Source organism: Burkholderia sp. ABCPW 14 (genome assembly GCF_001523835.1).
GTDB classification, from domain to species: domain Bacteria; phylum Pseudomonadota; class Gammaproteobacteria; order Burkholderiales; family Burkholderiaceae; genus Burkholderia; species Burkholderia mayonis.
Genome location: NZ_LOVS01000098.1, coordinates 24025 through 46683, shown reverse-complemented (window position 1 = coordinate 46683; position 22659 = coordinate 24025). Strand labels below are relative to the sequence as shown.

The window sequence follows — 22659 nt, the reverse complement described above, 5'->3', positions numbered from 1 at the left end:
TCGATCGTAATCCGCAAGAAATCCGGATGGGGGAATAAAAAAATCGCTTATCTAATAAGTGTAATTATTCGTATCCATTCGTTACGGTTTTCACGTTACGGTATGGCGGCAAATTATTTATCGATTTTTTTCTGATAGCTTGAGATCCCATGTCGATTGAAGGAAGGAGCCCACGATGGATATGCATTGGATCGCAAGCGGCGCCGTACTGCTCGTCATGGCCGTGCTGTCGGCTTATCGGGACGCGCTGAAGAACGAGCCGATCAACCGCTTCGGCTTCGGCCGCGCGCCTTATTCGGAGGAATTCGAATAATTGAATGTACCGGATCGAATCGGTAAATTGTCGCGAAGCACCCGGCGGGTCGGCAAGATCGACCGACTCCGCGACAATTATCCGAATATGCTTATATCCGGGCGGTCCTTTCATATTAATTAATGAAAGAGGCGCCGCGTTAAGCAGACGATTTTTTTCAGATTGAAGTTTTGCCGGCGCGTCGAATGCCGATGCGCATCGCCCGTCGAGCGCAGCCGCGCTTGGCGGGCGACCCGACATTTGACGCCGGCCAATCGTCAACACTTTCGGGATGCGATCATGTTGAAAGTCACCAAAGCCGTGTTCCCCGTTGCCGGTCTCGGCACACGGTTTTTGCCCGCCACCAAGGCGAGTCCCAAGGAAATGCTGCCGGTCGTCGACAAGCCGCTGATCCAGTATGCGGTCGAAGAGGCGATCAATGCCGGCATCACCGAGATGATTTTCGTGACGGGGCGCAGCAAGCGCGCGATCGAGGATCACTTCGACAAGTCGTTCGAAATCGAGTCCGAACTCGAGGCGCGCGGCAAGGAAAAGCTGCTCGAACTCGTGCGCAGCATCAAGCCGAGTCACGTCGATTGCTTCTACGTGCGGCAGCCGGCCGCGCTCGGTCTGGGTCACGCGGTGCTCTGCGCGGAAAAGCTCGTGCACGGCGAGCCGTTCGCGGTGATCCTCGCCGACGATCTGCTGCACGGCGACCAGCCGGTGCTCAAGCAGCTCGTCGACGTCTTCAACCACTATCACAGCTCGGTGATCGGCGTCGAAACGATTGAGCGCGAGGAAAGCCGCTCGTATGGCGTCGTCGAAGGGCGCGAGTGGGAGGAGGACATCATCAAGCTGTCGGGCATCATCGAGAAGCCGGCGCCCGAGCATGCGCCGTCGAATCTCGGCGTCGTCGGGCGCTACGTGCTGATGCCGAGCATCTTCGATCACCTGCGCAAGACGAAGCCGGGCGCGGGCGGCGAGCTGCAACTGACGGATGCGGTGCAGTCGCTGCTGACCGAGGAGCAGGTGCTCGCGTACCGCTATTACGGCACCCGCTTCGACTGCGGCAGCAAGCTCGGCTATCTGAAGGCGACTGTCGAGCTCGCGCTCCAGCATCCGGAAGTCGGCCGCGATTTTGAGGCGTATCTGCGCAACTGCCTGCCGGCGCTTGCCGCAGTCGCTTAGCATCCCTGTCTTCTGACGTCCAAGGTGTGTGGTGGTTGTTCCGTTGGCCCCGGTTCGCACGAGCCGGGGCATTTTTATGTCCGCAGCGGCGCGGAGCGGACCAAGCGGTGCGGCGGGCGCTGCGTCGCGAACGGGGCGGTGCGGCCGCATGCCTGCATCGGTTGCCTGGCGTCTCCGGGGTTTCAATGGGCGAGCGTTCCGGCGTCCCTGCATTCTCGCGTTCCGGTGTTCCGGCGTCCCTGCATTCTCGCGTTCCGGTGTTCGGGCGTTTCGATGATGCCGCGTCGAGTCGCGAGCGTGACGCCGCATGCCGCACGTCGGCGCATCGGCGCATCGGCGCATCGGCGCGTCGCGAGGGAAGCGCTCCGCATGCAAAACGGCATGGCCGCGTGCCGACGTCCTGCGCTCAAATGACTCTTGCGCGATCAAGTGTCCGCGTAGCCGCTCGCGAACCCGCGGCGCAATTCGGCTTCGAGCGGCCCAGGCCCTTGTCGTCGAAGACACGCGTTTTGCGGCATCGTGCGCGTCACCGCACGGCCGTGCGCTCGCGCGGTGCGAACCGCCGACGCAATGCGGTCTCGAGCGGCTTCTTATAGTCGAGCACGCGCTTTTCCAGGTACTGCCACGACAGATGCGCGAGCAGCACGGACAGCAGGAACTGCAGGATCTCGGGCAGCAATTCCCGCAGCGAGTGCGGGACGTGCAGCCGTTCGTAGATGCCCGGCATCACGCCGAGATGCTCCGGAATCAGGTTATGGAACAGATAGAACCCGTAGCTGATGGTGCCGAGGTACGCGATCGGCGCCCATTCGAGCAGCGCGACGGCCGGATGTTCGGGACGGCTCACGATCCAGAACAGCAGGATGCCGAGCGAGACGCCGAGGGCGACGTCCGCTAGACTGCCGGCCGTGGCGGAAAGCGGCGCGGCCCGCATCGCCAGCGTCGCGCAGAACGCCACGCCTGCAGCGCCGGCCCAAAGCATGAGCGTGCCGACGGCGCCTTTCGGCGCCGCCACGCCGCCGCTGTGCAGTATCCCGCCGATGCCGCCGAGCGCGATCAACGCGAAATTCCACGGCGAAAACGCGTAAATCAGCACCGGTGATGCGTGTTGCAGATACAGCAGCGCGTGCGCGACGGCGGCGAGCGCGACGGCCGCCGCGCAATACGCGAGATGGCGCGACGCGCGGGTCGCGAGCAGCACGAGCGGCGCGATCAGGTAGAACTGCTGTTCGACGGCGAGGCTCCAGAAGTGCGATGTGCTGCCGGGCCAGCCGTCCTTGACGACGCCGATCCAATAGTCCGACAGAAACACCGCGTGCCAGCGCAGCCCGAGATCGACGCCGTGCTGATAGACGTGGCGATGCGCGATCGCGAGCGCGGCGAGCAGCAGGTAGTAGACGGGCAGGATGCGCAGCGCGCGCTTGCCCGCGAACAGCCAGAATGCGTAGCGGCGGCACGACGTGCCGCGCTCGATCGCGAGCCGGCTGCGGTGCAGTTCGCCGACGATCAGAAAGCCGCTGATGAGGAAGAACGTCCAGACGCCGATCTGGCCGACGTCGACCGCGCCGAAGTGCGCGCGGTGCGACAGGAAGACAAGTGTGACGGCGACGGCGCGCAAACCGTCGAGCCCTCTAACGTGCTTGATTGCGCGCATTCCATATCCCAAGCGATGCGATGCCGGCGGACAGTATAGGAATGCAAATGTCGAACATAATTCGCCGTTTCGATTCGGCGCGCGACACAAAAAAACGCTGCGTACACGGGTCGAAACGACATCCGTAGTCAGCGGCGCGCAACAAAACCTGCGGGAAACCCGCGGATAACGCATAAAAGTGCTGCACGAAGCGGCGCGGCGCTTGTAGAATCCGGCGTTGAAGCTCGCATGTCGCGCGCTTCGTGTATCCAACGACCACACCTGGTAGGAGAAACATGGCGACTTCCGCAAAAAAGGTGGCTAAGAAGGCTGCCGCACCGGCCAAGAAAGTGGCTGCCAAGAAAGCAGCGCCCGCGAAGAAAGTAGTGGCCAAGAAGGCTGTCGCGAAGGCGCCTGCCGCTCCGACGCCGCTCAAGGACTCGTTCACGAAGGCGTCGCTCGCCGCTCACATCGCCGAGCGTGCCGAGGTCGAACTGAAGGCCGTGAAGGCTGTGCTGACGGCACTCGAGAACGCGATCCTCGGTTCGATCCACAAGAAGGGTGCGGGCGAGTTCACGCTGCCGGGCCTTCTGAAGATCTCGGCGCAAGCCGTGCCGGCGAAGAAGAAACGCTTCGGCAAGGACCCGTTCACGGGCGAAGAGCGCTGGTTCCCGGCGAAGCCGGCCAGCGTGCGCGTGAAGGCTCGCGCGCTGAAGAAGCTGAAGGACGCGGCAGCGTAAGGACGGCGTGCGGTTTGCCGGAATCGTCCGGTAGCTGCGATAGTCCGAAAAAGTCCCCGCGTGCGAAAGCGCGCGGGGATTTTTTTGTCTGTGCGCGGTGCGGTGTGGCGCAAGGTGCGCGGCGTCCGGTGCGCGACGAGTCGTGTGCGAGCGCAGCGGATGCGGTGACGAACGGGGCGCGTGGCGCGGTCGCCATGGCGGCGGAGCGGGCGTCGCAGCGACGCGGCGACACGTCAGTTTCCCGGTTGCCGGCGAACGATGGATCGACGCGGCGACGATGCGATGTCGCGCGACGCTCACCGACGAGCCGGCATGTCCGGGATGCCCGTGCACTTGCAACGCAACGCGCGGACGAGCAAGCGGGCCGACCATGGCGAAAGGAAGCGTCGCCGAGCGATTGGAGTGAAGGAGTCGTCGACGGCCGAACAAATGAGCGCAGCACGCGCAAGCAGACCGGCGAAGGGCGTGTGCGACGTGACGGTGTGCCATGTACGCCCGCACGGCACTGCAAACAAAACAAAAAAGCCAGCCGTGCGCATATGCGTCAGGCTGGCTTTGCGGTCGCGGCCCGCGACGCCCGAGAGCGTCGCCGAACCGCTGCTCGCGGGCTGCGCTTAGAACTTGTGGCGCAGGCCCAGCGCGACGATTTCTTGCGACTTCGTGCCGCCGATGCCGTACGAGCCGATCGAAGCTTGCGCGTCGCCGCCGCCCGCTTGCGTGCCGCTCGCGTGCTGATATGCGCCAGCCAGATAGACATCGGTACGCTTCGACAGCGAGTAGTCCGCACCCAGCGAAACCTGGTGGTACTTCGCGTTCGAATCGCCGCTCGACTTCGTGTAGATGTAGCCGAGGCCCAGCAGCAGCGCCGACGTCGCCTGGTACGTGACGAAACCGCGGCCCGTGTTGTACTTCTCGGTCGAGCCGAACGCCGAAGCATTGTCCGACTTGTATTGCGCATTGCTGTAGCCGAGGCCGAACGTGACCGGACCGATCACGTATTGAGCGCCGACTTGAGCGATGCCGATCGACTTGGCCGTCGCGTAGCCGTTGTTCAGGAACAGCGAGTTGTCCGAACCGTCGAAGATCGCGTCGGACGAGCCACCCCAGCCCGTGCGAATGCCGGCGGCGCTGAGCGGTGCCGAGTTCGACGTATGGAAGTAGCCGGCTGCGACGCCGAGCGGGCCGTTGTTGTACGCAGCAGCGGCCGCCCACGTCTGGCCGGTGCCCGGCGAGCCCGCGACGCCGCTGAAGCCGTACAGGGCTTCGAACTGCAGGCCGGCGAACACGGGCGACGTGTACTTGACCGTGTTGTTCACGCGCAGGCTGTTGTCGTTGTTGTCGACGTCGCCCGGGGTGGCGAACAGGCTGCCGAAGTAGTTGTCTGCCGTGACCGGTTGAACCAGGTCGACGAGCGGATCGTACTGGCGGCCGAGCGTCAGCGTGCCGTATTGATCGCTTTGCAGGCCGACGAACGCCTGACGACCGAACATGCGCTTGCCTTGGCCGAGCGTACCGTCATTCGAGTTGAAGCCGTTTTCCAACTGGAAGATTGCCTTGAGGCCTGCGCCGAGGTCCTCGGTGCCCTTCAGGCCCCAGCGGCTGCCTTGCAGGTTGCCGCTGCCCATCAGCCATGCGTTGTTGGCCTGGCCGTCGTTGCCGTGGACATAAGTGATCGACGTATCAATCACGCCATACAGCGTGACGCTGCTTTGAGCCTGAGCTGCGCTGGTTGCGCCCAGCAGGGCGAGCGAGAGGGTAGACAGAGCAAGTTTCTTCATCGAGTTATTTCTCCACGCGAGTGAGTCGTTATTTGTTGCGGATTGGAGAATAGCGCACTGCACCAGACGCAAGAAATCCAAAAAAATAAAGTGTCTCGAAAAGGTAACAGTGAAGGAAAGTCGTTTTATATCAACCACATAAACGACTATTTCTGTTCGGGTAACGCTGATCGATTGTTGCGTTGCGATTATTGCGGCGATAAGCGTCATCGACGGGAGAACGCGCGTTTCTAGGCCGTCCGTGCAACAAAATCGGGATGGGCAAACGTTTGCGCTTGCGGGTCGGGCCTAGAGCGCGTTCAACGTGCGGTCCGACGCCGCAAGACGGCGCAGCGGAGTGCATCCGCGCGGCGGTGCCCGGCGCACTTGCGCGCCGAGCCGATCGTTTGCTTAGACGCAAGACTTGGAAAGACAAGCGTAAGGAGCGGACTGTCTGGAGTCACATTCCCGTCGCGTCAATCGCGCGGGCCGCGGCGTACTGCCGCGGCTTCGGCAGCGGTATCGGCATCGTCCGCCGCGTGCGCGGCGCCGCGCGCCGCCGCGAATTCCGCGCCGAGCAGCAGCACCGCGGCCGAGAAGTACAGCCACATCAGCAGCACCGCGAACGATCCCGCTGCGCCGAACGCGCTCGCGGTGCCCGCGTGCGCGAGGTACAGCGCGAAGAGCTTCTTGCCCGCCGAGAACAGCACGGCGGAGACGATGCCGCCCGTCATCGCGTCGCGGATCGACACGCGCGCGTCCGGCAGGAACTTCATCAGTGTGCTGAACGCGAACGCGAGCACCGCGATGCCGATCGAGAACTGCAGCAGGTTGCCGATCACGACGTAGGGCGAGTTGCCCCACAGCCAGCGGCCGATGAACGTGATCGCGGTGTCGAGCACGAGCGACACGATCAGCAGGAACGCGACGCCGAGCACGAGTCCGAACGAGACGAGCCGCACCCGCACGAGGCCGAGCACGGACGATGCGCGCGTCCCGGTCGCAGGCCAGATCACGCTGAGCGCCGTGTTGAGCGACGCGAACGTCGCCGACGCGCCGACCGCGAGCATCGCGAACGAGATCAGCGCCGCGATGCCGCCGCGGCTGCCGCTGCGGTGCGCGTTCTCGACGATCGTCTGCACGCCGGCTGCCGCCTCGTTGCCGATCAGCTCGTGGACGTGACCGAACACCTCGCCGCGCGCGGCGTCGGCGCCGAAGAACCAGCCGGCGACCGCGATCACCATCACGAGCGTCGGTGCGAGCGAGAACGCCGAATAGAACGCGATGCTCGCCGCCATCGCGGAGCAGCGGTCGGTGGAGAAGCGCTTGAACGCGTTCACCACCCAGTTGACGTTATGACGGACGAGCTTGTGCGGTTGCTGCGGGATCAGTGATTTCATGGGTTGAGCATACGGGCGCGGGCGTGGAGCCGCGCCAGGGTTGTTTGCCGTTTTTGCGTCGGACGCCACGTAATGAGAAAAGTTTATTCAATCCGGCGAAGAAGGGCGACAACATGGGGCGCCGGGCCGGCTGCGTCTTGCGTTGCCGCGTGTTCGCGACGGCATGCCGTCGCTGCGTTTCGCCGCGGCGCCGAAGGCGGATGCGGCCGCCGCCCGCGCGGTCAATCGGGCTCTGGAAGATCGAGGCGGCGGACGTCGCCGTAGTCGGGCGTCGCGCTTTCGTGAAACAGGTCCCCGAGATACTGGCCCAACTCGTCGGCTTCGAGGAAATCGGGAATGACGAAATGCGCGGGACGGCGCTTGCCGTCCGTGCCGGGATAGAACGGCACCCAGCGATCCTGCGTGCGCTCGACCAGGATTTGCCTGCCGAACACGTCGAACCGGTGTGTTGTCATGCGAGGGGCTCCTGAAGGTTGGGGGGCTTGGGCCGCGCGTGCGTCGCGGGACGGTTCGCGTGGCGCGACGCACGGGGCGGTCGCGCGAACGACGGCGCGTTTGCCGGCGGCGCCTGCATGGAACGCACACATTCGCAAGGCGACGTTAGCAGAAAACTGCTGTGCGGTGCGGCCGATGCGTTCGGCGGCGACCATGCTGCTGGTGCACTATGTAAAGCAGCAAGCGGCGCATAACGATCGGATGCAATCGTCGTTCCCGCCGATGCGGCGGCGCGCTACGATCTGACGCCCGCGACGCCCGCGACGCCCGCGACGCCCGCGACGCCCGCGACGCCCGCAGCGCCCGCAGCGCCCGCAGCGCCCGCAGCGCCCGCGAAGCGAGCGACGCTGATGTTCCCGGAACGTTCGCGACATATGCGGCGGTGCCGTGCCGCGACATCCGCTCGTCGACATGGCGCACGCCGGTCGCTGCATCGGCGCATCCGCAGTACCGCACCGCCGCAACGGCGTCGCAGAACCGCATGCTTTGCACGCCGCAGCACCTCGCAGCACCTCGCAGCACCCCGAGCGCCCGCCGGCGATTGCCGGTAAGCTTCCTCACACAGTTCCGCTACTGCTCAGGCCGTCGCAGGCCGATGCTGACCATGACCGACACCCCTCGCTTCCGAACTCCCATCCGCAGCGAAATCGATCTCGACGCGAACGGCAAGCACGCCGGCTATCTGCGCCTGCCGCACTCGGTCCATCGTTCGGCGTACGGATGGATTCCGGTTCCGATCGTATCGATTCGCAATGGCAGCGGCCCCGTCGTGCTCGTGATGGCCGGCAACCACGGCGACGAGTACGAAGGGCAGATCGTCGTGTCGCGCGTCGTGCGGGAGATCGACGCGGAGATGGTCGACGGGCAGCTGATTTTCCTGCCGATGGCGAATTTCCCGGCGGCGGACGCGGGCTCGCGCGTATCGCCGATCGACGGCGGCAACCTGAACCGCAGCTTTCCGGGCGACCCGGCCGGCACGCCGACCGACGTGATCGCCGACTACATCGAGCACACGTTGCTGCCGCGCGCGCGGTATCTCGTCGATCTGCATTCGGGCGGCAGCTCGCTCCTCTATCAAGGCGGCAACATGCTCGCGCTCGAGCCGCGCGATGCGGCGGAGCGCGCGCGCGTGCGCGAATTGCTCGCCGCGTTCGGCCTGCCGCGCGCGTTTCTGCACGCGCCGAACCCTGTGCATGCGTCGTCGGCCGCGCGCCGGCAAGGCGCGATCTCGATCCTGACCGAGCTGGGTGGCGGCGGGATGTCCGACCCGGTGCTGATTCGCGACGCACGCCGCGGCCTGCTGCATTTGCTCGGCTTCGTCGGCGCGCTGCGCGGCCCGCTCGTGCCGGACAGTCCGCCCGCGCAGACGCGCTTCATGCGGGTGGGCGGCGCGCATCATTACGTGTATGCGTACGACAAGGGGCTCTACGAGCCGCTCGTCGAGCTGGGCGAGCGCGTGCGCGCGGGTCAGCCCGCGGCGCTGATCCATTTTCCCGATACGCCGCTGCGCGAGCCCGTCACGCAGCGCTTCGCGAGCGACGGCGAAGTCGTCTGCAAACGCGTGCCCGCGCAGGTGCAACGCGGCGATTGCCTGTTTCAGCTCGCGGAAGACGACGCATCGGCGTGATGGTGCGCGGTGGTCGGGCGCATCCGGGCGAGCGGCGAGACGCGAATGCGCAGCGCAATGTTCGCGGCAACGCAGGCATCGCAATGCCGTCCGCGCATGGCGAAGGTGTGCGGCGTCCAACGTCCAACGTCGGGGCGCGTGCCCGCCACTGATCGCGCGAAGAGATGTGCATCGCGAACCGCGCACCGCGCACCGCGCACCGCGCACCGCGCACCGCGCACCGCGCACCGCGCACCGCAAACCGCAAACCGTGTTCCACGTCTTGCAGCGCGTGCAAGAGCGTGCGTACGCAGGTGAGGCTTGCCCGACATCGGCGCCGCCGGTTCAGGCCGGAACGTCCCGGCTCGGTTCTTTAGCCAGGCGAAACGATTGTGATCTGTCTGCCGGGAATGATCGACGTGACGGCAACGATGGAAACGATCGACAAAGAGAGCGTTCGCGCTCCGCCGATGAAAGGCGGTCGCCCAGACGCCAGCACAGGGTGGGGCGATTGCGCGGCGGCCCGATGACGCGGTTTCCCGCCATCAGGGCTTTGTACGATCGATCTGCCGAGTTCCGACATGGCATGGACACGCGCATTCGACGGCCCGCTGCATCGTCACGCCGATCTCCGTCTGGCCGCGGCTTGCGCGGCAATCCGCACGCGGTCTTCAACGAGCGTCGTCGCCGTGTTTCGAACCTGCGGCGTTTTCAGATCTTGACGCTGCTGTCGAGGCCGAGTGCGACTCGTCGGCCGGAGGATGCCATGCAACCCGGCGCCGATGAGCGCTCATCCGCGGCGAAACTGTACGGCGGCCACGGCCCCGACACATAGATCGGCAAGGCGGTCCGGCGCGCCGTTTGCCGGCATCGGGCGAGGAAGTCGTCGAGCGCGGTTTGCCGGACGAGAAAGCTCAGACCGGCGAAGCCTTCCACCAGCCCGTCGAACCGCCAGTCGCGATACAGGCCGCGAAGCGTCGCCGCCATGCGTTCCCCCTGCGACAGCGCGACGGCGCTCGGCGCCGCGCGAGCGGCAAGGTAGGCATGGCCGGGACCGCCTGCGTGCGGCCGCGACTGCGCGCGCGGTTCGTCGGCGAGCTGGAATCGCAGCCCCATTTCGACGCAGCCGTCGATCCGCTGCAGCAGCGCACCATACGTGTCGCATTCGTCGTCCAGCCACGCGTGCACGGCTTGCCTGTCGTCGAGACAGGTGGGAAAGCGCATCGGCACGATGGCGCCGTGCCGGAACAGCGCGTTCACCGCGTGGCCGAAGGCGAGCGCCGCCGGTACCGTTGCCGATGGCGCCTGAGGATGTTCCGAGACGACGGTGCAGAGGTGCGCGCCGTCCACGATATCGAGCCGCGCGCCGTCCACGCCCGGCGGCAGCGCGATGGCGCGCCTCGGCCTCAGCACGGCGTAGATCAGCCAGACCATGTTGCCTCTTCGGCGAGCGGGACGCAAAAGCTGTACGGCGGCCATGGCCCGGAGAGATCGAAGCGCAATCCCTGCGTGGCCAACTCGGCGTTGATGGCTTCCGCCTGCCGGCGAAATGCAGGGACGTCGCGGTTTCGCACGAGGAACGCCCAGTTCGCCACGATTTCGTTCGGCGCATCCGAGGTCCGCCATGGCCGGCTACGCATCTCCACCGCGTGGCGCTGCAATCGCGCCGAGACTTGCGGCACGCTCTGCTCGAGCCAGCGGCGCAGATTCTGGCCGGCGCGCGCCTGAAGCCGCCGCTCGCGCAGATAACGGACGCCGGCCGAGCGTGACGCGGGTTCCGGCTCGTCGGCGCGGAGCGACGCGGCCTGCGAGTCGGTGGCTGCCGGTCGATCGAGCCAGCCTTTGACAGCCCACTCCGTCTTGCCCTCGACATCGTCGAGGACGCGGCCGATGCGCGGGTGACAGCTTCGCATCAACGCGACGACCCGGCTGGCGCTCGAAAACAAGGTGCCGAACTGGGCCGGAAAGACGGGCGAATAGCGCATCGCCCACTCGATCACCGCGGCGTGGGTCGCCACTCGGCCGGCGACCCAGGCAGGGTCCGCGAGCCGCCGCTCGGCGTCGGCCCCGGCGAACTCGCTGCGCGACGCGTCGCACAGCACCGCGCCCAGATTCCCCTCGCGCAACAGTTGCAGCCGCGGCTCATCGGGCGGGCTCGCGGCCAATGCCGGGTCGAGACGGTCGGCGCGCACGAAGCAAAACAGATAGAGGGCGTCGTTCATTGCGTTTGCTTGCGCCGCTGCCGGGCTTCCTGGATCGCCTCGTCCAGGTCCGCGCCGCTCAGTTGCACCAGCGCCGGATCGGCGATGCCCGCGGCGACCGCGCGGCGCACAGCGGAGAGCGCCGCGCGGCGGCACACCGACGCGATCTCGGCGGCCGAGAACCCGTCGCATTCCGCCGCCAGGTGCTCGCTGGCCACGTCGGTCGCGAGCGGCTTGCGGCGCAGATGCACGTCGAAGATCTCGCGGCGGGCGGCCGGGTCGGGCAACGCGATTTCGATGATCTCGTCGAAGCGGCCGGGACGCAACACGGCAGGATCGAGCATGTCGATGCGATTCGTGGCGGCGAGCACCATCACGCCTTTCAGATCCTCGATACCGTCGAATTCGGCCAGAAACTGCGACAGCAGGCGCTCCGGCACATGCGCGCCGGACGCGCCTTCGCCGCGCCGGGGCGCGAGCGCGTCGATCTCGTCGAAAAACAGCAGGCAGGGCGCCGCATGCCGCGCCTTGCGGAACACGTCGCGCACGCCTTTTTCGGATTCGCCGATGTACTTCGACATCAGCTCGGGCCCCTTGACCGGGATGAAATTGACGCCGCACTCGTTGGCCGCGGCCTTCGCGAGCCAGGTCTTGCCGCAACCGGGCGGGCCGACGAGCAGGATGCCCTTGGATGGCTTGGCGCCCGCACGCGTCAACAACTCCGGATACTTGAGCGGCCACTCCAGCGCTTCGATCAACTGCGCCTTCGTATTGCCGAGGCCGCCGACGTCCTCCCAGCGCACGTCGGGAATTTCGACGAAGACCTCGCGGATGGCCGATGGATCGATCTCGGCCAGCGCGGACAGGAAGTCGTCCATGTTCACGACGAGGCGATCGAGCTGCTCGTAGGAAATCGAGCGCAGGCCGAGATCGAGTTCCGACAGCAGGCGGCGCAGGCAGAGCATGGCCGCCTCCTTGCACAGCGCCTCGAGATCCGCGCCGACGAAACCGTGAGTAATGTCGGCGAGATGTTCCAGCTCGACGTCGGCCGCGAGCGGCATGCCGCGACTGTGGATTTCGAGCACTTCGAGACGGCCGTTGCGATCGGGGATCGGGATCGCGATCTCGCGATCGAAGCGGCCCGGCCGGCGCAACGCCGGATCGAGCGCGTTGGGCAGATTGGTGGCGGCGATCACGATGACCTGCTGACGGCCGTTGAGGCCGTCCATCAACGCCAGCAGTTGCGCGACCACGCGCTTTTCCACCTCGCCGACGACGGTTTCGCGCTTGGGCGCGATCGCATCCACTTCGTCCAGGAAGACGATGGCGGGCGCCTTGCGCGCGGCTTCCTCGAAAATCTTGCGCAGGTGCGCTTCCGATTCGCCGTAGAACTTGTGTATCACCTCGGGGCCGGACACCGCGAAGAAGGCCGCGTCGCACTCATGGGCGATGGCCCGCGCGATCAGGGTCTTGCCGCAGCCCGGCGGGCCGTACAGCAACACCCCTTTGGGCGCATCGACGCCGAGCCGTTCGAAGACCTCGGGATAGCGCAGCGGCAACTCGATCATTTCGCGGATGCGCATCAATTGCGGCTTGAGGCCGCCGATGTCTTCGTACGACAGGGTAGGGGCGGCCACCGCGGGTTCGCCTTTCGCGGGCCGTCCGATCGACAGCTCGGTGTTCGGGCCGATCAGCACCGGTCCGCGCGGCGTGCAGCTCGTCACCTTGAAATCCGCGCTGCGGCTGCCGAACAGCGTCGCGCGGATGCGGTCGCCCTCGATCACCGGCAGGCCGTCGAGCAATCCCGCGATGTAGTCGAGGTCGCTCGGTGCGGGAGCGGCGTTGATGGGCGCCAACTGCACCAGGTTCGCCGGACGCGCGGTCACTTTCTTTAGCGTGACGAGTTCGTCGATGCCGGCGCCGGCGTTGCCGCGCACGACGCCGTCCAGTTGCACCCGCGACTGGGCGCGCAGCTCCTTGTGCGCGAGCATGGCCTTGCATACGGTGGTGCGCTTGCCGCGCACCTCGACCAGATCGCCTACCGCCGCGTCCAGCAGTTCGAGATCCTCCGGCCCCATGCGGGCGAGCGCCCGGCCGACGTCGCGGGCGTTCCCTTCGGTCACCCGCAACTGGAGCCCGGTCTGTTCAGCTTTGTCCATGGCCGTTTCAGTCCGTGCACTTGATTTCGAGAATCCCGTTGTTGCAGCCGAATTGCATTTGGTCGCGCGTATACGGGCGCGGCAGCAGCACTTCCTTGATGTATTTCTTGGGCCGGTGCTCCGCGACGATCGTGAGCACGTCGTCCTGGACGTCGAGCCTCACGTCGTCCAGGCTCACGCCCGGCATTTCCGCCACCACGAGCGTATGGTCGGTCTCCTCGAACACGTCCACGATCGGCTCGATCACTTCCTGCACCACCGCGTGGCCGGACTTGTCCTTGCGGATGTTGCCGAACGGCTCGACCGAGACCCTATCCTTGTCCTGCCCCAAACCGACCTTGATGTTGATGCCGTAGACGCCCCGGATACCCGCATCGGTCGTACGCTCCTTCAGCAACTGAAGTTCATTGCCGGTCTGGGCCAGTTCGTTGAGTTTCTCCACCAGGTTCACGATGCCCGACATGATGCCTTCGAAGCCGCTGGCCGCTTCTTTCGCTCCGTCACGCTTGGTCTTCATCGTCGACTCCTCGGAATTCGATGCGGTATTCCTTGACCTTCGAATGGATGGTCTTGTAGTCGACTTGCAAGACTCGTGCCGCTTGGGCCTTGTTGCCATGGGTCGCCTGCAACACCTGTTCGATCACCCGCCGTTCGATGTCGGCGATATTGCGTCGCACCACTTCCTTCAGCGACAGTCCTTCCCAGCCGAATTCCGGCGCCGGCGCCGCATGCTTGCCGGTCGAGGCGATATTGAGATGAGCCGGCTGCACGATGTCGCCCGCGACGAGGACGGCTTGCCGGATCGTGTTGCGTAGCTGCCGGACGTTGCCCGGCCACGGGTGATTCAACAAGCGCTCGCAAGTCGCGTCGGAGAACGTGACGGGGGACTTGTCCAATTCCGTGCAGGTTTGCGAGGCGAAGTGCTGCGCCAGGTAGAGGATGTCGTCCCGTCGTTCGCGCAACGCAGGGACATGAATCACGAATTCGGACAGCCTGAAGAAGAGGTCGCTGCGAAAGCCGCCTTCGAGCGCTTTTTGCTCGATGTCTTCGTTGGCGGCGGCGACGATGCGCACGTCCAGCGGCAGCGGTGTGTTGCCGCCCACGCGATACAGCGTGCGCTCCTGGATCACGCGCAGCAGCTTGGCTTGCGACGCGAGCGGCAGGTTGGCGATCTCGTCGAGAAACAGCGTGCCGCAGTTCGCGGCCGAGAACTTGCCGGACTTGGCGGCGGCCGCGCCGGTGAACGCGCCTTTCTCGTGGCCGTAAAGTTCCGACTCGAGCAGTTGCTCCGGAATCGCGCCGCAATCGATCGCGACGAAAGGCGCCGCGCGCCGCCCGCTGCCGCGGTGGATCGCGCGCGCGACCAGTTCCTTGCCCGCGCCGCTTTCGCCCAGGATCAGGACCGAAAACGTGCTCTTCGCCACGAGCCCGATCCGGGCGACCAGGCGGGCAACGGCTTCGCTCGGCCCCATGCTTTCGCACAGGCTGGCGGCGACCGACGGCTCGCCGCTCCGGCCGCCGCCGCTCGTCAGCGCCGTCCTGACCGCGCGCACCAGCACGTCGTCGTCGACCGACTTCGAGAGGTAGTCCTGAACGCCGTCCCGCATCGCGCAGATGGCGCCCTGCACGTCCGGATGGTCGGTGAGCATCACCGCCGGCATCTGCGGCGTCCGTCGCCGGATCGCGTGCAGCAGGTCCAGCCCGCTCATGTCCTGCAGGCGGTCGTCGAGCACCACGGCGTCGGAGCGCTGTTGCTCCAGGGTTCGCAGCGCCGCGTAGCCGGTTTGCGCGGACACGGCGTCGAGGCCCGCGTGGCGTAGCAGCTCGGTCAGCCGCGAGCCGAAAATCGGTTCGTTGACGATCAGCACGCGCGCCGGCATCGGGCTTGGAACCGTAATCATGGCGTTCGCCGTCTCAGATCGTCGGGCTGCCGAGCGGATAGCTCACTGCCAGATCGGCCGGCAAGAGGGGCGCCACCCGGTGCAGCGCGCCGACGAACAGAATGCCGGTGCCGCCGGCCGGCAGCGTCTCGCCGATCCGGCGGGCAATGAACCGGTCGCGTCTTTGCAGCAGGTCGGCCGCGAGCTGGCGTTCGGTGTCGGTCCGCTGCCCGTTCGCGGACGCGGCGTTGAGCAGCCGCCAGGCGAGCTCGTATTCCTCCACCAGCAATTCCGGCGCTTCGGTGCCGACCAGCGTCGCGCCTTGCCGACTCAGCGTTTGCAGCAAACGATGATTGCGACTGCCGGCCTTCGTGAGGTCGTCGACGATCTCGAGCTCGCGGCCGCATACCGGCAAGCCGTCCTGATAGACGCGCAGGGATTTCAGGTCGAGGCCGAGCCGAGGGATGGCTTCTTCAATGCCGTCCCACATGCGCTCGATGTCGATCATGCGACGTTGCCACGTGTCGGCGCCGAGATGGGCTTGCGCCGCATCGTCGACGAGCGGAGCGAACTGCCCCATGTCGATACCGGAATGGAGAATCGGAATGTAGATCAATGTGCGGCTGCTGCCGGGCATGGCCGCTCCCCTGTGTCTCGCCGTATTTGTATGGTGTCGACCTTATGCTGCAATTCTCATCATAGGAAATATACCGCCGTGCGCGGTGGCATTTTTGCCGTGCATGCTTCGTGCATTGGGGCGGTATGGAGAGCTTTCCATGGAACGCTTTCCATACCGCGACGCCGCTTCCATACGCCGGATATGCACGTTTGCGCAAAAGACGTTTCAATCGAATTCGACATTGATCGAAACATGAAAATTGAAAATTGCGACGCCGGTTCATTGTTTCGAGTGCGGGATTTCGCGCCGATTTTGCCCGCCTCGCAATCAAAGCCGTTGCATATCGGCGCCGCGTGGCCGACGGCGGCATCCACGGCGACTTTCTCGCGCGATGCTCCGTGTTCCGGCATGGGGGTTGCTTGGTGGCCCTAGCCTGCTCCTGCAGCGCAAATGTCTTTTCCCATCAACGTATAGCAAGGAGGCCATCATGGCCAAAGTGCAAAAATCGACCGACTCTTCGAGCCTGGCCGAAGTTGTCGATCGCATCCTCGACAAGGGCATCGTCATCGACGTGTGGGCAAAGGTGTCGCTTGTCGGCATTGAGCTGCTCTCGATCGAGGCCCGCGTCGTCATCGCGTCGGTCGAAACCTATCTCAAGTATGCCGAAGCAATCGGCTTGACCGCGACTGCCGCAGCGCCCGCAGCGTGACCGACGTTGCCGCCGCATGGCGGGCAACTTGGTTTCCGGCCGCGGCAAAGCGGTCGGCCTCGAAAGGAACAGTCATGAACAGCATGACGCAAGACATGACCCGGCTGCATCAGGACGTCGTGGCGGGTCACAGGGAGCGGCAGAGACTGCTGCAGAAGCTGGCGGATTCGCGCGAGGATCTGCGAACGGAAGTCGCGCAACTGTTGCGGCAACTGCACCTGGCCAATGCCGATATGTTCAGCCACGCGCTCGACGCCAGAACGGCTTTCGTGACGGACCTGGTCGAGCGCGTGCGTGATCTGCGACAGGCGTTCGACGCCGATCTGAGGGGAGCCCGCCGCGCTTGGCGAGGCTAGGGCCGTTTGCGACTGGGCGCGGCGGCCCACCGATCGATGCGCCCGGCCGACCGCTGCGCCCGGCCGATGCTTTTCCGATAACTGGAGGGAATCATGACCGATCTCGCCCCACCGCCGGAACTGGTTGCAGCGGCGCGCGGCGTGAATGGCGACGGCGCCGCCCGGGACAGGGTGCGGTTGGAAGCGAGTGCCGAATTCGTGCAGACGCCCGCCGTTCGCAATCTCACCGAACGTGCGCTGACCTATCTCGGCGCCGGCTACGGGGTGCATCTTGCGGGGCCGTCGGGCACCGGCAAGACCACGCTCGCATTCCACATCGCCGCTCAGCTCGGTCGGCAAGTCGTGCTGATGCATGGCGACGACGAACTCGGCAGCGCCGATCTCGTCGGTCGCGGCGCCGGATATCGCCGCTCGCGGGTGGTCGACAACTTCATCCATTCGGTGGTCAAGACCGAGGAGGAAATGACCACGACCTGGATCGACAATCGCCTGACGACCGCCTGCCAGCACGGCCTCACGCTCATCTACGACGAATTCAACCGATCCCGGCCGGAAGCGAACAACGCACTGCTGCCGGTATTGTCGGAAGGCATCCTGAACTTGCCCAATCGCATGACGGGCGCTGGCTATCTGACGGTGCATCCCGGCTTTCGCGCGATCTTCACGTCGAATCCGGAAGAGTACGTGGGCGTGCACAAGACGCAGAACGCGTTGATGGGCCGGCTGATCACGATTCAAGTGGGGCACTACGACCGCGAGACGGAGGTCGAGATCGTCTGGGCCCGATCCGAAATCGAGCGCGTCGATGCCGAGCGGATCGTCGATCTCACCCGCCGGATGCGCGACACCAGCGGCAACGGCCACCATCCCAGCATCCGGGCGGCCATCGCGCTCGCGCGCGCGCTCGCCTATCGCGGCGGCGACGCGACGCCCGACAATCCCGGCTACGTATGGGCCTGCAGAGACATCCTCGGGGTGAATCTGGAGCAGGAGGCGCAGGCGGTCAGTCAGGCAGGCCGGCGCACGAAAGCGCGGAGATGAATCATGCCGATTCCGAAAAAAGGGTTGCACGACATCCGCGCCCGGCATACATCCACCTCGGCGGCAATGCCGGTGCACAGCATGTATATGCGGATCTCGTGCATCGAAATGGAAAAAAGCCGGCGGGACATCGAGCGACGAGCCGCGCAGCGCCGCATCGCCAGCGTCGATAGCCGGCTCGCCGATCTGGAGCGCGAGAAGGCCAGGCTGTATGCGGCGATCGGAAGCGAAGCGCCGCAGGCCGGCGACATCGTCGGATCGTTCCGGATTCGATATTGAGAGGGACATCATGAACATCAACTGTATTTCCTGCGGGCACCAGATCGAAGTCGACGACGACTCCTACGCGCGATACCACGGCGCGCTGCGCTGCTGGGTCTGCCATTCGCTGCTGATGGTGGACATCGTCGAAGGCTGCATCGAGTCCGTCCGTCTTCAGGACGCGCCCGTGCTCATGCCTCCTAACATGAAGCCGAATATCCGCAAGCCGGTGCCGCATGAGGTGCAGCATGACCAGCCATAGCGGCGCCCGCTATCTGTACGCCGTCAAGCATGCGCGAGAGGTGCCAGCCAGCCTTCCGCCGGGCATCGGCGGAACGGCCGTCTACGCGCTGACCGACGGCGACGTCGCGGCGATCGTCAGCGACACGGGGCTCGCGAGGGTCCGTCCCGAGCGGCGCCATCTGCTCGCGCATCACACGGTCATCCAGAGCCTCGCGGCCGAGGGCACCGTGCTGCCGGTGGCGTTCGGCACGATCGCCACCAGCGAAATCGCGCTGCGCAGGATGCTCAAGAAGCACCGGACCGTGCTCGGCCGCGAGCTCGCGCGGCTCGCGGACCACGTGGAAATGAGCGTGCGACTGAGCTGGGACGTGCCCGACGTCTTTCGCTACCTGATCGACGTCCGCCCCGATCTCAAGGCCGCACGCGACGCCATGCTGGCGCGCGGCGGCGCGGTCAGACGCGACGACAAGATCGAGTTGGGCAGCCGCTTCGAGCGCGTGCTGAACGAAGAGCGGGCGCGCCACGCGGCATTAGTGGACGAGGCGCTCGACGCGTGCTGCAAGGAGGTCCGGCACGACCCGCCGCGCAGCGAGACGGAAATCCTGCGCTTGACCTGCCTCGTGCGAAACGCCGAACTCGGCCAATTCGAGTCGAACGTGGCCGCCGCGTCGCGGGAGCTCGACGATGCGCTCGTGCTGAAATACAGCGGGCCGTGTCCGCCTCACCATTTCGTCAATCTCAACATGAGTCTCTGAAGGGTGCCATGTTCATTCTCGATAACCTGCTGGCCGCGCCGATCAAGGGCATGTTCTGGATCTTCGAGGAGATCGCGCAGGCCGCCGAGGACGAGACGATCGCCGACGTCGAGATGACCAAGGCGGCGCTCGTCGATCTGTATCGCGAACTCGAATCCGGCCAGATCGACGAGGCTGCGTTCGAAGCGCGCGAACAGACGCTGCTCGATCATCTGGACAGCCTGGAAGCGTCGTGACGCCGCCTTGCTCGTCGCCGTCTCGAGCCGTGCGCAGCGCGGACGGCGAACCCGTTCCGGCCGAGCTCGCCGAGCGGCTGTCCCTGTGCGAGTCGCTGGACCGGATTCTGAACAAGGGGGCGGTGATTTCCGCACACGTGGTCGTGTCGGTGGCCGACGTCGATCTGCTCTACTTGCATCTGCGCTTGCTCCTGACCTCGGTGGAAACCGCATTGGCCGGCCGCGCGATGCCGCTCGAAGAGGAATCCCGATGAATGGGCCGCACGTGGCTGCCGTAACGACCGCCGCCGCACTCGCCGCCGCGCTGGAACAGGCGCTGGCTCAGCAGCAGGCGCCGCCGCCGCGCGCGACGCCACGCGTCGACGTCACGGCCGCCTCTGCGGGCAACGGCCTCGCGAAGCTCGTTCTGGCGCTGATCAAGCTGCTGCACGAACTGCTGGAGCGGCAGGCGTTGCGGCGCATCGACGCCGGCAGCCTGAACGACGACGAAATCGAGCGGCTGGGGCTCGCGCTGATGCGGCAGGCCGAGGAGATCGAGCGGCTCGCCGGGCAGTTCGGTTTCACCGACGCCGATCTCAATCTCGATCTCGGCCCGCTCGGCCGTCTTTTTTGAGAACCATCCCATGAGCCAGCCACGCACCGCTTCGCCACAGCACAGCGTCTCCAGCACGACCGTGGCCGATCTCCTCGAGCGTGTGCTCGACAAGGGCGTCGTCATCACCGGCGATATCCGGATCAACCTGGTCGACGTCGAGCTTCTGACGATCCGCATCCGGCTCTTGATCTGCTCCGTCGATAAAGCGAAGGAGCTCGGCATCGATTGGTGGAACGCCGATTCGTTCTTTCTGGGGCCGGACAAAGCCCGATCCGCGCTGCCGGGCCGGGCGGCCGCCGTCGATGTCGCGGCGGGCTCCGCTGTTCATGTCGACGCGGGCCGCCCGTGATTCGTCTGCCACTTCGTTTGCCGGACGGCGTTCGCGAAATCGCGGCGGATCGGGAAGAGGGCGTGCGCTCCCTCATTTTTTCGTGACGACGCGCGTGGAGCCGCTTCGTCGGCGCGCATGGCGATTCGACGCGCGCCCGGTTCTCCGTCGAGAGCCGCAAGTCAAATTCTGCGAGCCACTCCTCCATGGCGCGATCGATTCGCGCCGCGCAACGAGCGTTTCGACGAAATCCTTGCTACACCGCCGTCGATATCGATATCGGAATTGCTTGGTTAGCCTTTGCGAGTCGAAACGCTAATGTGACATGCATGGCAGCGCGATGGCATCGCGACGGGCGTGCGCCGAACGAAGCAGGCGCACATCGAACGCGACGCGGCCGCGCCGCCCATATTCCGTAGAACGAACGGGCGCGCCGCGGCGGCGAGCCGGCATATCGGCGCATCGTCCGCGCGTGACCGTTCGCCTCCGACGACATCGCCATGACCGACAGCATTATCGACACCGCGCCGCATGACGCGCGCGCGAAGCCCCTGATCGACGCGCTGGTCGACGAATACGCGACGCGCTATCACGCGTACCGGCTCGACAGCCGCGCGTCGGCGGAAGCGGAGCTCGCGCGCTATTCGGCCGAGCTGTTCACGCCGCCCGAAGGCGCGTTCATCCTGCTGATCCGCGATGGCGAGACGATCGGCGGCGGGGCCTTCAAGCGATACGACGCGCAAACGGCAGAGCTCAAGCGGATCTGGACGCGCGCCGATTTGCGACGCCAGGGGCTCGCGCGGCGCGTGGTCCGCGAACTCGAACTGCGCGCCGCGCGGCAGGGTTATCGGCGCGTCTATCTGACGACGGGATTCCGGCAGCCGGAAGCGTGGGCGCTGTATCTCGACGCCGGCTATGCAGCGCTATTCGATCGCGACGTCGATCCGGAGATCTACGTGCATTTGCCGTTCGGCAAGAATCTGATCGAGCCCGCCCGCATCGGCACGCTCGACGACCTGCGCGCGCCCGTGCCGGCCGCGCCGGTCGAATGACGCGAGGCGCGGCGGGCGGCGCGCACGTGACGCGCGTCCCGCCCCGCGCTTCGCATCGAAAACGACAAGACATTCGCAACGAACAGGAATCGCCGATGAAATCGCAATACACGAAACCGATCGCCGGATGGGCCGCACGCGCGGTCGTCGCGGCCGTGTTGGCCGGCGTCGGCGCGGCGGCGTCGGCCGTCACGTTCGACCTGAGCCCCGAGCAGCCCGGACGCGTGCGCGGCGCGCGCGACGAAGCGGTGGTCCGCGCGCTGCCCGCGCGCTTCAAGTTCGCGGAGCCGGACACGCTGACTGTCGGCATCGCGCCGAGCCAGCCGCCGATCAGTTCGTATGCGACCGACGCGCGCACGGTCGTCGGCTTCGACGCCGATCTCGCGCAGCTGTTGTCCGACAGCCTCGGCCGCAAGCTGAAGATCGTCGCGCTCGCATGGGCGGACTGGCCGCTCGCGCTCGAATCGGGCCGCGTCGACGCGGTGCTGTCGAACGTGACCGTGACCGAGGAGCGCAAGGCGAAGTTCGATTTCTCGACATATCGCAAGGATCAGGTCGGCTTCTACGTGAAGTCCGACAGCAAGATCGCGTCGATCCAGGCGCCGAAGGACGTCGCGGGCCTGCGCGTGATCACCGACGCCGGCACCAATCAGGAAAAGATCCTGCTCGAATGGGACCGCGAGAACGTCGCGCGCGGGCTCAAGGCCGTCACCGTCCAGTATTACGACGATCATGCGGTCAAGAGCGTTGCGCTGCAGTCGGGCCGCGCCGACGCGATCTTCAGCGTGAACTCGGTGCTCGCCTATCAGGCCGCGCAGCAGCACCGGACCAAACTCGTCGGCGCGGTGAGCGGCGGCTGGCCGCGCACCGCGGACATCGCGGTCACGACGCGCAAGGGCAGCGGCCTCGCGGCGCCGTTTACGATCGCGATCAACGACTTCATCAAGAACGGCGCTTACCGGCGCGTGCTCGACCGCTGGAATCTCGGCTCCGAGGCGATCGACGTATCGCGGACCAATCCGCCGGGCTTGCCGAAGACTTGACGCGCGGCATCGGCGCGCCGGCCGGTCTTCGCGATCGGTGCGGCGCGTCGCAGCCCGTGTGTAGCCGCTC

The 22659-nt window shown here is 65.8% G+C and carries 25 protein-coding genes and 1 pseudogene; 16 read left to right on the top strand and 10 right to left on the bottom strand.

Annotated features, from left to right (window positions below):
* Window positions 1-175: 175 nt before the first annotated feature.
* Window positions 176-313, top strand: a complete 138-nt coding sequence (locus WS62_RS37440; protein WP_197422838.1) for a hypothetical protein — start codon at window positions 176-178, stop codon at window positions 311-313.
* 279 nt (window positions 314-592) lie between these two features.
* Complete coding sequence (gene galU, locus WS62_RS14610) at window positions 593-1480, top strand: UTP--glucose-1-phosphate uridylyltransferase GalU (protein WP_010109862.1); 888 nt, start codon at window positions 593-595, stop codon at window positions 1478-1480.
* A 526-nt stretch (window positions 1481-2006) separates the two neighbouring features.
* Here galU and WS62_RS14605 read toward each other — a convergent pair.
* Window positions 2007-3411, bottom strand: a pseudogene (locus tag WS62_RS14605) (acyltransferase family protein).
* Here WS62_RS14605 and WS62_RS14600 point away from each other — a divergent pair.
* On the top strand, window positions 3410-3853 hold the full coding sequence (locus WS62_RS14600; protein ID WP_059472848.1) for an HU family DNA-binding protein: 444 nt from the start codon (window positions 3410-3412) through the stop codon (window positions 3851-3853). The pseudogene WS62_RS14605 and the gene WS62_RS14600 sit on opposite strands and share 2 nt — an antisense overlap.
* Before the next feature lie 614 nt (window positions 3854-4467).
* Here WS62_RS14600 and WS62_RS14595 read toward each other — a convergent pair.
* From WS62_RS14595 to WS62_RS14585, 3 genes are all read right to left on the bottom strand, one after another.
* A complete protein-coding gene (locus WS62_RS14595; RefSeq protein ID WP_066571824.1) occupies window positions 4468-5631 on the bottom strand; it encodes a porin in 1164 nt (387 codons plus the stop codon).
* 455 nt (window positions 5632-6086) lie between these two features.
* Window positions 6087-7010 carry a YihY/virulence factor BrkB family protein gene (locus WS62_RS14590; protein ID WP_066571821.1) on the bottom strand — a complete coding sequence of 308 codons (924 nt, stop codon included), beginning with the start codon at window positions 7008-7010 and terminating at the stop codon, window positions 6087-6089.
* A gap of 221 nt (window positions 7011-7231) precedes the next feature.
* Window positions 7232-7465 carry a DUF7661 family protein gene (locus tag WS62_RS14585; RefSeq protein ID WP_066571818.1) on the bottom strand — a complete coding sequence of 78 codons (234 nt, stop codon included), beginning with the start codon at window positions 7463-7465 and terminating at the stop codon, window positions 7232-7234.
* 644 nt (window positions 7466-8109) lie between these two features.
* On the opposite strand from WS62_RS14585, the gene WS62_RS14580 reads away from it, so the two are divergent.
* Window positions 8110-9132 (top strand): succinylglutamate desuccinylase/aspartoacylase family protein, encoded by a 1023-nt coding sequence (locus WS62_RS14580; protein ID WP_066571816.1) that lies wholly within the window; start codon window positions 8110-8112, stop codon window positions 9130-9132.
* 690 nt (window positions 9133-9822) lie between these two features.
* On the opposite strand, the gene WS62_RS14575 is transcribed toward WS62_RS14580, so the two are convergent.
* Genes WS62_RS14575 through WS62_RS14550 form a run of 6 tightly spaced genes read right to left on the bottom strand, consistent with a single transcriptional unit; the run spans window position 9823 to window position 15988 of the window.
* Window positions 9823-10545: a GvpL/GvpF family gas vesicle protein gene (locus tag WS62_RS14575; RefSeq protein WP_066571814.1), complete on the bottom strand. Its 723-nt coding sequence runs from the start codon at window positions 10543-10545 to the stop codon at window positions 9823-9825.
* Window positions 10533-11333 carry a GvpL/GvpF family gas vesicle protein gene (locus WS62_RS14570; RefSeq protein ID WP_066571812.1) on the bottom strand — a complete coding sequence of 267 codons (801 nt, stop codon included), beginning with the start codon at window positions 11331-11333 and terminating at the stop codon, window positions 10533-10535. The genes WS62_RS14575 and WS62_RS14570 overlap by 13 nt, the downstream gene beginning before the upstream one ends.
* Window positions 11330-13471 (bottom strand): CDC48 family AAA ATPase, encoded by a 2142-nt coding sequence (locus tag WS62_RS14565; protein ID WP_066571810.1) that lies wholly within the window; start codon window positions 13469-13471, stop codon window positions 11330-11332. The genes WS62_RS14570 and WS62_RS14565 overlap by 4 nt, the downstream gene beginning before the upstream one ends.
* Window positions 13472-13478: 7 nt before the next feature.
* A complete protein-coding gene (locus tag WS62_RS14560; protein ID WP_066571804.1) occupies window positions 13479-13988 on the bottom strand; it encodes an Hsp20/alpha crystallin family protein in 510 nt (169 codons plus the stop codon).
* Window positions 13972-15372: a sigma-54-dependent transcriptional regulator gene (locus tag WS62_RS14555; RefSeq protein WP_066571802.1), complete on the bottom strand. Its 1401-nt coding sequence runs from the start codon at window positions 15370-15372 to the stop codon at window positions 13972-13974. The genes WS62_RS14560 and WS62_RS14555 overlap by 17 nt, the downstream gene beginning before the upstream one ends.
* Window positions 15373-15385: 13 nt before the next feature.
* Entirely contained in the window at window positions 15386-15988 is a 603-nt protein-coding gene (locus tag WS62_RS14550; protein ID WP_066571799.1) for a hypothetical protein, read from the bottom strand.
* A 469-nt stretch (window positions 15989-16457) separates the two neighbouring features.
* Here WS62_RS14550 and gvpA point away from each other — a divergent pair, with 469 nt between their 5' ends.
* From gvpA to WS62_RS14490, 12 genes are all read left to right on the top strand, one after another.
* On the top strand, window positions 16458-16679 hold the full coding sequence (gene gvpA, locus WS62_RS14545) for a gas vesicle structural protein GvpA (protein WP_010109838.1): 222 nt from the start codon (window positions 16458-16460) through the stop codon (window positions 16677-16679).
* A gap of 74 nt (window positions 16680-16753) precedes the next feature.
* Complete coding sequence (locus WS62_RS14540) at window positions 16754-17035, top strand: hypothetical protein (protein WP_066492069.1); 282 nt, start codon at window positions 16754-16756, stop codon at window positions 17033-17035.
* 93 nt (window positions 17036-17128) lie between these two features.
* Window positions 17129-18076, top strand: coding sequence for a gas vesicle protein GvpN (gvpN, locus tag WS62_RS14535; protein ID WP_231748297.1), 948 nt, complete (start codon window positions 17129-17131; stop codon window positions 18074-18076).
* Window positions 18077-18079: 3 nt separating this feature from the next.
* Window positions 18080-18355: a hypothetical protein gene (locus WS62_RS14530; RefSeq protein ID WP_066571793.1), complete on the top strand. Its 276-nt coding sequence runs from the start codon at window positions 18080-18082 to the stop codon at window positions 18353-18355.
* Between the two features lie 10 nt (window positions 18356-18365).
* The gene (locus WS62_RS14525) at window positions 18366-18599 is read left to right on the top strand and encodes a hypothetical protein (RefSeq protein WP_066492056.1); all 234 of its coding nucleotides are present in this window, start codon (window positions 18366-18368) and stop codon (window positions 18597-18599) included.
* Window positions 18586-19335 carry a GvpL/GvpF family gas vesicle protein gene (locus tag WS62_RS14520; protein ID WP_066571790.1) on the top strand — a complete coding sequence of 250 codons (750 nt, stop codon included), beginning with the start codon at window positions 18586-18588 and terminating at the stop codon, window positions 19333-19335. The genes WS62_RS14525 and WS62_RS14520 overlap by 14 nt, the downstream gene beginning before the upstream one ends.
* An 8-nt stretch (window positions 19336-19343) precedes the next feature.
* Window positions 19344-19571 carry a gas vesicle protein GvpG gene (locus tag WS62_RS14515; RefSeq protein WP_066571787.1) on the top strand — a complete coding sequence of 76 codons (228 nt, stop codon included), beginning with the start codon at window positions 19344-19346 and terminating at the stop codon, window positions 19569-19571.
* 29 nt (window positions 19572-19600) lie between these two features.
* A complete protein-coding gene (locus WS62_RS14510) occupies window positions 19601-19825 on the top strand; it encodes a gas vesicle protein (RefSeq protein ID WP_059472865.1) in 225 nt (74 codons plus the stop codon).
* Between the two features lie 11 nt (window positions 19826-19836).
* On the top strand, window positions 19837-20184 hold the full coding sequence (locus WS62_RS14505) for a gas vesicle protein K (protein ID WP_231748296.1): 348 nt from the start codon (window positions 19837-19839) through the stop codon (window positions 20182-20184).
* A gap of 10 nt (window positions 20185-20194) precedes the next feature.
* On the top strand, window positions 20195-20515 hold the full coding sequence (locus WS62_RS14500; RefSeq protein ID WP_082720973.1) for a gas vesicle protein: 321 nt from the start codon (window positions 20195-20197) through the stop codon (window positions 20513-20515).
* Between the two features lie 479 nt (window positions 20516-20994).
* The gene (locus WS62_RS14495; RefSeq protein ID WP_066571786.1) at window positions 20995-21546 is read left to right on the top strand and encodes a GNAT family N-acetyltransferase; all 552 of its coding nucleotides are present in this window, start codon (window positions 20995-20997) and stop codon (window positions 21544-21546) included.
* A gap of 95 nt (window positions 21547-21641) precedes the next feature.
* Window positions 21642-22589 carry an ABC transporter substrate-binding protein gene (locus WS62_RS14490; RefSeq protein ID WP_066571974.1) on the top strand — a complete coding sequence of 316 codons (948 nt, stop codon included), beginning with the start codon at window positions 21642-21644 and terminating at the stop codon, window positions 22587-22589.
* The last annotated feature ends 70 nt before the right edge of the window (window positions 22590-22659 follow it).

Bases quoted from the DNA above. Each gene is read 5' to 3' on its own strand.
- WS62_RS14585 (WP_066571818.1), bottom strand. From the start codon at position 7,465: ATGACAACACACCGGTTCGACGTGTTCGGCAGGCAAATCCTGGTCGAG.
- WS62_RS14555 (WP_066571802.1), bottom strand. From the start codon at position 15,372: ATGATTACGGTTCCAAGCCCGATGCCGGCGCGCGTGCTGATCGTCAAC.
- WS62_RS14550 (WP_066571799.1), bottom strand. From the start codon at position 15,988: ATGCCCGGCAGCAGCCGCACATTGATCTACATTCCGATTCTCCATTCC.
- WS62_RS14520 (WP_066571790.1), top strand. From the start codon at position 18,586: ATGACCAGCCATAGCGGCGCCCGCTATCTGTACGCCGTCAAGCATGCG.
- WS62_RS14580 (WP_066571816.1), top strand. From the start codon at position 8,110: ATGACCGACACCCCTCGCTTCCGAACTCCCATCCGCAGCGAAATCGAT.
- WS62_RS14540 (WP_066492069.1), top strand. From the start codon at position 16,754: ATGAACAGCATGACGCAAGACATGACCCGGCTGCATCAGGACGTCGTG.
- WS62_RS14560 (WP_066571804.1), bottom strand. From the start codon at position 13,988: ATGAAGACCAAGCGTGACGGAGCGAAAGAAGCGGCCAGCGGCTTCGAA.
- gvpA (WP_010109838.1), top strand. From the start codon at position 16,458: ATGGCCAAAGTGCAAAAATCGACCGACTCTTCGAGCCTGGCCGAAGTT.
- WS62_RS14500 (WP_082720973.1), top strand. From the start codon at position 20,195: ATGAGCCAGCCACGCACCGCTTCGCCACAGCACAGCGTCTCCAGCACG.
- WS62_RS14525 (WP_066492056.1), top strand. From the start codon at position 18,366: ATGAACATCAACTGTATTTCCTGCGGGCACCAGATCGAAGTCGACGAC.
- galU (WP_010109862.1), top strand. From the start codon at position 593: ATGTTGAAAGTCACCAAAGCCGTGTTCCCCGTTGCCGGTCTCGGCACA.
- WS62_RS14575 (WP_066571814.1), bottom strand. From the start codon at position 10,545: ATGGTCTGGCTGATCTACGCCGTGCTGAGGCCGAGGCGCGCCATCGCG.
- WS62_RS14495 (WP_066571786.1), top strand. From the start codon at position 20,995: ATGACCGACAGCATTATCGACACCGCGCCGCATGACGCGCGCGCGAAG.
- WS62_RS14530 (WP_066571793.1), top strand. From the start codon at position 18,080: ATGCCGATTCCGAAAAAAGGGTTGCACGACATCCGCGCCCGGCATACA.
- WS62_RS37440 (WP_197422838.1), top strand. From the start codon at position 176: ATGGATATGCATTGGATCGCAAGCGGCGCCGTACTGCTCGTCATGGCC.
- WS62_RS14570 (WP_066571812.1), bottom strand. From the start codon at position 11,333: ATGAACGACGCCCTCTATCTGTTTTGCTTCGTGCGCGCCGACCGTCTC.
- WS62_RS14595 (WP_066571824.1), bottom strand. From the start codon at position 5,631: ATGAAGAAACTTGCTCTGTCTACCCTCTCGCTCGCCCTGCTGGGCGCA.
- WS62_RS14515 (WP_066571787.1), top strand. From the start codon at position 19,344: ATGTTCATTCTCGATAACCTGCTGGCCGCGCCGATCAAGGGCATGTTC.
- WS62_RS14565 (WP_066571810.1), bottom strand. From the start codon at position 13,471: ATGGACAAAGCTGAACAGACCGGGCTCCAGTTGCGGGTGACCGAAGGG.
- WS62_RS14490 (WP_066571974.1), top strand. From the start codon at position 21,642: ATGAAATCGCAATACACGAAACCGATCGCCGGATGGGCCGCACGCGCG.
- WS62_RS14590 (WP_066571821.1), bottom strand. From the start codon at position 7,010: ATGAAATCACTGATCCCGCAGCAACCGCACAAGCTCGTCCGTCATAAC.
- gvpN (WP_231748297.1), top strand. From the start codon at position 17,129: ATGACCGATCTCGCCCCACCGCCGGAACTGGTTGCAGCGGCGCGCGGC.
- WS62_RS14600 (WP_059472848.1), top strand. From the start codon at position 3,410: ATGGCGACTTCCGCAAAAAAGGTGGCTAAGAAGGCTGCCGCACCGGCC.